We start from the raw sequence: 385 nt of genomic DNA on the forward strand, positions 1-385 counted from the left end.
GGTCGAACGCCCAGCGCATCGGTCCGGTGATGACTTCAAAACCGCGCATCACACCGCCCGGCATGTCGGTCTGCACGTTGTCCGCCACGCGTCCGCCCAGGACGACGGTGGTGCCGGCCATGGTCGGCGCGGAGGTGAGCTGGTATTTCGGATCGCTCGCGTCACCCATGCCGGCTTTAAGGTCCACCGTACCGTGGTTGCCGAAGCGTTCGCACAGGGCACCGTCGTCTGCATTGATGGCGATGAGACGCGCGTCGATCGTGTTCATCAGAATGCGGCGCTGGCACGGATCATCGGCCGCGATGGCCGGAGCGATCACCGGGGTGGCGCCTGCGGCGGTGGGCTGCGCAACCGGCTGCGTGGCGTCGAAATAAGCCAGACCGCG

1 pseudogene is annotated in these 385 nt (G+C 66.8%); it reads right to left on the minus strand.

The annotated features are described in order from the left end of the window. A pseudogene (locus tag RVY79_RS17885) lies at nucleotides 1-385 on the minus strand (membrane-bound PQQ-dependent dehydrogenase, glucose/quinate/shikimate family); the annotation flags it as partial.

This window comes from Chromohalobacter sp. HP20-39, from assembly GCF_033052815.1.
Classification (GTDB): domain Bacteria; phylum Pseudomonadota; class Gammaproteobacteria; order Pseudomonadales; family Halomonadaceae; genus Chromohalobacter.